A 3869-nucleotide genomic window follows, 5' to 3' on the forward strand; every position below is an offset into this window, starting at 1 on the left:
TAAACTGCAATACGGAGGCACGACCACTTTGCCTTGAGCTTGTTTATAACTTCTGCCCACTCTTCATCAATTAATATTACTTTTCGCTGAAGCCGCCAATTATTGATAATTTCTTCATAATTATCATAATTACTTTTATTTTCCTTAATTCTATCAATCATTTTATTATAAGGAGCTTTTCTAAAAGTTTTTGATTTAGGAGTTAAAAACGTATCATCAACATCGAAGAATATAGATGTATCAGTAGGTGCATTTTCTATTATTAAATTATAAACTTTTTCAGCACTATCGGCAGTTTTAAAATCTTTCATATATTATCAAATTTAATATTAAGTTCTTCCGTCAAAATAGCCATCAGCTCAAGTTCTATTTTATTTTTCCATTTTCCTTGTTCATAAAAAAAATGATAAGGACCGCTAACCGGCGATGACAACCAAATTTCTTTAGCTGCACTTTGTTTGTTTATTACATATATACCTTTATCAGTATCAAGGTTTAATATATCACCTTGTAAATCTACGTCTATACTTGCTTCTTTATCTTGCTCTTCTATCTTGTCGGCTATATATGCAATTGTTGTTTCGGCTATTTTACTAAATTCTGTATTATTCACGATAACATCTGTTAAATGGATAAAAATATACGAAGATCAACTTCAAAAAGAGCACGGAGTCTATAAGGCGAGGAACGCAGCGTATACTTAATACGTGAGTACCGCAGATCTTATAAGACTTTGCGCTCTTTTTGAAGTTGATCAAGTAGATGGCTTGTCAGGATCAATTTCCGACTCAGGTACTCTAATCAGACTTTTTCTATAAGTTTCAACAAATCTATTATGATCATTAAGATTGTTAGAAAAATTATGTCCGCCTTTACCGTCAACCACAAAAAATAAGGCATCCGTTTTAGCAGGTTTTACCACTGCTTCTAAAGATTTTAGCGATGGACAGGAAATCGGACCTGGCGGTAAACCTTTTATGTAATAAGTATTATATGGTAGTTCTTGCAATAGATCTTTTCTTGTTAAAGCTCTTGCTAATTTAAATTTACCCTCAGTCAAAGCGTAGATAGTAGTCGGATCGGCTTGTAACTTCATATTTTTCTTTAAACGATTAATGAATACTGCGGCTATAATAGGTTTTTCTGCATTTGAACCGGCTTCTTTTTCAATTATAGAAGCTAGCGTTAATACTTCGAGTCTAGTTTTTAACGGAGAATCCGGCGCAAGATTTTGCATCACCTTATCTAAATTAGCAGACATTAAATTTCTCATTTGATCGATTATCTGCTCTTTTTGATCTCCATAAGAGAAAAAATACGTTGATGGCATTAAAAAACCTTCCGGTATTATCCCTTTTATTTCTCCAAGTAATCGACTTTCTTCATTAATTTTCTTTATAACCTCACCAACCACCGTACCTTCTGGGACAATTATCTTATGTATTATAGATTTACCACTTGCTAATACTCTTAAAGTTTGCAGGGGCGATATATTACGAGTAAACACATATTCACCGCTTTTAAGAGGTCTTTTTATAGAATAAATTTTAGCAATTACCTTAAAAATTCTCGGATATTTGATTACTTCATTAGAATAAAGTTTTGTGACTATTTGATTTACGGATAATTTAGGTTCAATAATTATCGTTTTATTTTGAGTAAGATTGCCCGGCACAAAAATATAAAATATACTAGAATTTAGCAAAGTAATGAATATAGTTAGAGATACTATAACTAAAAAAAGTTTAGTTTTTAATAGGTTTTTTAACATAATAACTATTATTTTTATAAGACTTAGAAATATTGTTAAAAAAATTACCACGAAATATGGTTTTTTCTTGACATTTGAAATAACATATAGTAAAACTAACTTAAAGTTTGGTTGAAGTTAAATATTTGTTGAATTTAAATTATATAGCTTTTGCTAAATAAATCAATAGTTTTAATATTTGGTAATTAAAATATTAAAATTAGATGACTAACAAGCAACAAATTAATAACGTAAACCAATTTACTATAACAATAGTATACTCCTGTAAAATGAAAAGTTAGAATTTTTATTACAAACGAAAAATATAAATCTTTATTCATAGTTCATATTACTATACCGGCGTTAATACTGATCTTATAATGGGCATTATATATTATGATACAAGATCACAATACCGATCTAAAACACGAAGAACATACGGAAAGGTTAAAAGCTTTACAAAATAAGTTAGGAAACTTATCCGGTTTCTTGACAACAATGCGTTCTGATCACAATGAGGAATACAAAAAAATTTCCAATGATTTAGAAATTTTAATGAAACAAATTAATACTATAAGAAAAAATATGGAAATATATTTTGTTATTATATTAATATTAATGTTTATTATAATTCAGAAAATGTTGTGGACCACCGGTTCAAGTACTAATCTTTCTCTTTTAACAACTTTATTTTAGGTTCTAAGAACTCCTGTTTAATAATTTCTGCAGTTATATAAGCAGGTGATCGATTTGATTCAAACCCTAATTTCTGCAAAATTTTTTGGCTTTCTATTACCTGCTCATACGCTTTTTTAGAATTAAATAATAACTCTTGAAGCTTATTACTAATAAGACTAGCTCGGCAATTAAATTGGATAAATTCCGGAATTATTTCGCTACCTGCTATAATATTTATCAGTGTAACATATTTTATTTTTATCAATAGCCTGATAATAAAAAAGCTTACAAGATTAACTTTATAAGCCACAATCATAGGAGTACCGGAAGCTGCTATCTCTAAAGTATTAGTACCGGATTTTGCTAAAGCTAAATCAGCAACGGCATAAGTTTTAAGTCTCTCACTTGAAAATAAATAATTAAACTTAACATCTTCTAAAAATGGCTTTATTATTGCCTCATGAGCAGGATTTGCAAGAGTAAATATAACTTTAAGATTATTACAACTCTTAAATATTTCTTCAATAGAAGAAACAAAAACCGGTAAATGCCTTAGAATCTCTCCTTTTCTGCTTCCAAGAGTAACACATAAAACTCTCTCATTCTCGTCTATTTTAAACTCTTTACGTAAAGCTACTTTATCGCTATAAAACTCTTGCTCCATGATCGGGTGACCTATATATCTACAATCAAGTCCGAGCCTAGTAAAATATGGCGGTTCAAAAGGTAATAAAGCAAATAAACAATCATAAATTTGAGCGTATTTTACTGCCCTATCCTCTTTATATGCCCAAACTGACGGTGCAACGATATGAATCATTTTCAGCTTTGGTAAAAGTTTTCTTACTCGCTTTGCCACACGATAAGTAAACCCCGGTGAATCTATGGTGATTAATAAATCGGCTTTACTATTTGTTATATCCTTCACAGTTTTATCAATTAATTTTTTAAGCTTAAAAATATGAGGTAAAATTTCTACAAAGCCCATCAAATTTATGGTAGTAATAGAAAATAAGCTTTTAAAGCTACCGGCTTCTTCCATATATCTACCGCCAACCCCCATACATTTTATTTCTATATTATCTTTTAAATGCTGAATTATGCGTCCACCGATAAAGTCTCCTGACATCTCACCGGCTATAAAGTAAATTTTTGTCATTGAAGCTAATTATTTTTTAAGGTTCTCAATTTCTGCTTTCAATTGCCTTATTTTTTCTATAGATAATTCAATAATCTCATATATTTCTTCTATCGAGTTTTTTTCATTAACATCTTTTTTGCTATTTTTATACTTTTTGTAACTTCCCCTTCTTCTATACTCTTTGCCACACCTTCTTCTCTACCTTTTTCTTCAGCAGAAACTATATAATCGCGGTCTTTAAAGCTTTTGCTCATATGAGCACGATAAATAATTCGGTCATGCCTCCATATTGCAGTTATG

5 protein-coding genes and 1 pseudogene are annotated in these 3869 nt (G+C 30.0%); 1 reads left to right on the forward strand and 5 read right to left on the reverse strand.

What is annotated here, in order from left to right:
• The 3 genes from KYQ89_RS05410 to mltG all read right to left on the reverse strand — a co-directional run.
• The coding region (locus KYQ89_RS05410; RefSeq protein ID WP_218460732.1) for a DUF2608 domain-containing protein at positions 1 to 311 on the reverse strand (311 nt) is incomplete at its 3' end.
• Complete coding sequence (cyaY, locus tag KYQ89_RS05415) at positions 308 to 613, reverse strand: iron donor protein CyaY (protein WP_218460733.1); 306 nt, start codon at positions 611 to 613, stop codon at positions 308 to 310. The genes KYQ89_RS05410 and cyaY, both read right to left, overlap by 4 nt.
• A 141-nt stretch (positions 614 to 754) precedes the next feature.
• Positions 755 to 1771, reverse strand: a complete 1017-nt coding sequence (gene mltG, locus KYQ89_RS05420) for an endolytic transglycosylase MltG (RefSeq protein ID WP_218460734.1) — start codon at positions 1769 to 1771, stop codon at positions 755 to 757.
• A gap of 375 nt (positions 1772 to 2146) precedes the next feature.
• Here mltG and KYQ89_RS05425 point away from each other — a divergent pair, with 375 nt between their 5' ends.
• The gene (locus KYQ89_RS05425) at positions 2147 to 2446 is read left to right on the forward strand and encodes a hypothetical protein (RefSeq protein WP_218460735.1); all 300 of its coding nucleotides are present in this window, start codon (positions 2147 to 2149) and stop codon (positions 2444 to 2446) included.
• On the opposite strand, the gene lpxB is transcribed toward KYQ89_RS05425, so the two are convergent.
• Together lpxB and KYQ89_RS07920 are read right to left on the reverse strand one after the other, a co-directional pair.
• Positions 2415 to 3587, reverse strand: coding sequence for a lipid-A-disaccharide synthase (gene lpxB, locus KYQ89_RS05430; protein ID WP_218460736.1), 1173 nt, complete (start codon positions 3585 to 3587; stop codon positions 2415 to 2417). The genes KYQ89_RS05425 and lpxB overlap by 32 nt on opposite strands.
• A 9-nt stretch (positions 3588 to 3596) precedes the next feature.
• Positions 3597 to 3869 (reverse strand): annotated as a pseudogene (locus tag KYQ89_RS07920) (hypothetical protein); the annotation flags it as partial.

Source organism: Rickettsia sp. TH2014 (assembly GCF_019249195.1).
Lineage (GTDB): Bacteria > Pseudomonadota > Alphaproteobacteria > Rickettsiales > Rickettsiaceae > Rickettsia > Rickettsia felis.

Excerpts from the sequence above, each read along its gene's own strand:
- mltG (WP_218460734.1), bottom strand. The coding sequence starts at position 1,771 with ATGTTAAAAAACCTATTAAAAACTAAACTTTTTTTAGTTATAGTATCT.
- KYQ89_RS05425 (WP_218460735.1), top strand. The coding sequence starts at position 2,147 with ATGATACAAGATCACAATACCGATCTAAAACACGAAGAACATACGGAA.
- lpxB (WP_218460736.1), bottom strand. The coding sequence starts at position 3,587 with ATGACAAAAATTTACTTTATAGCCGGTGAGATGTCAGGAGACTTTATC.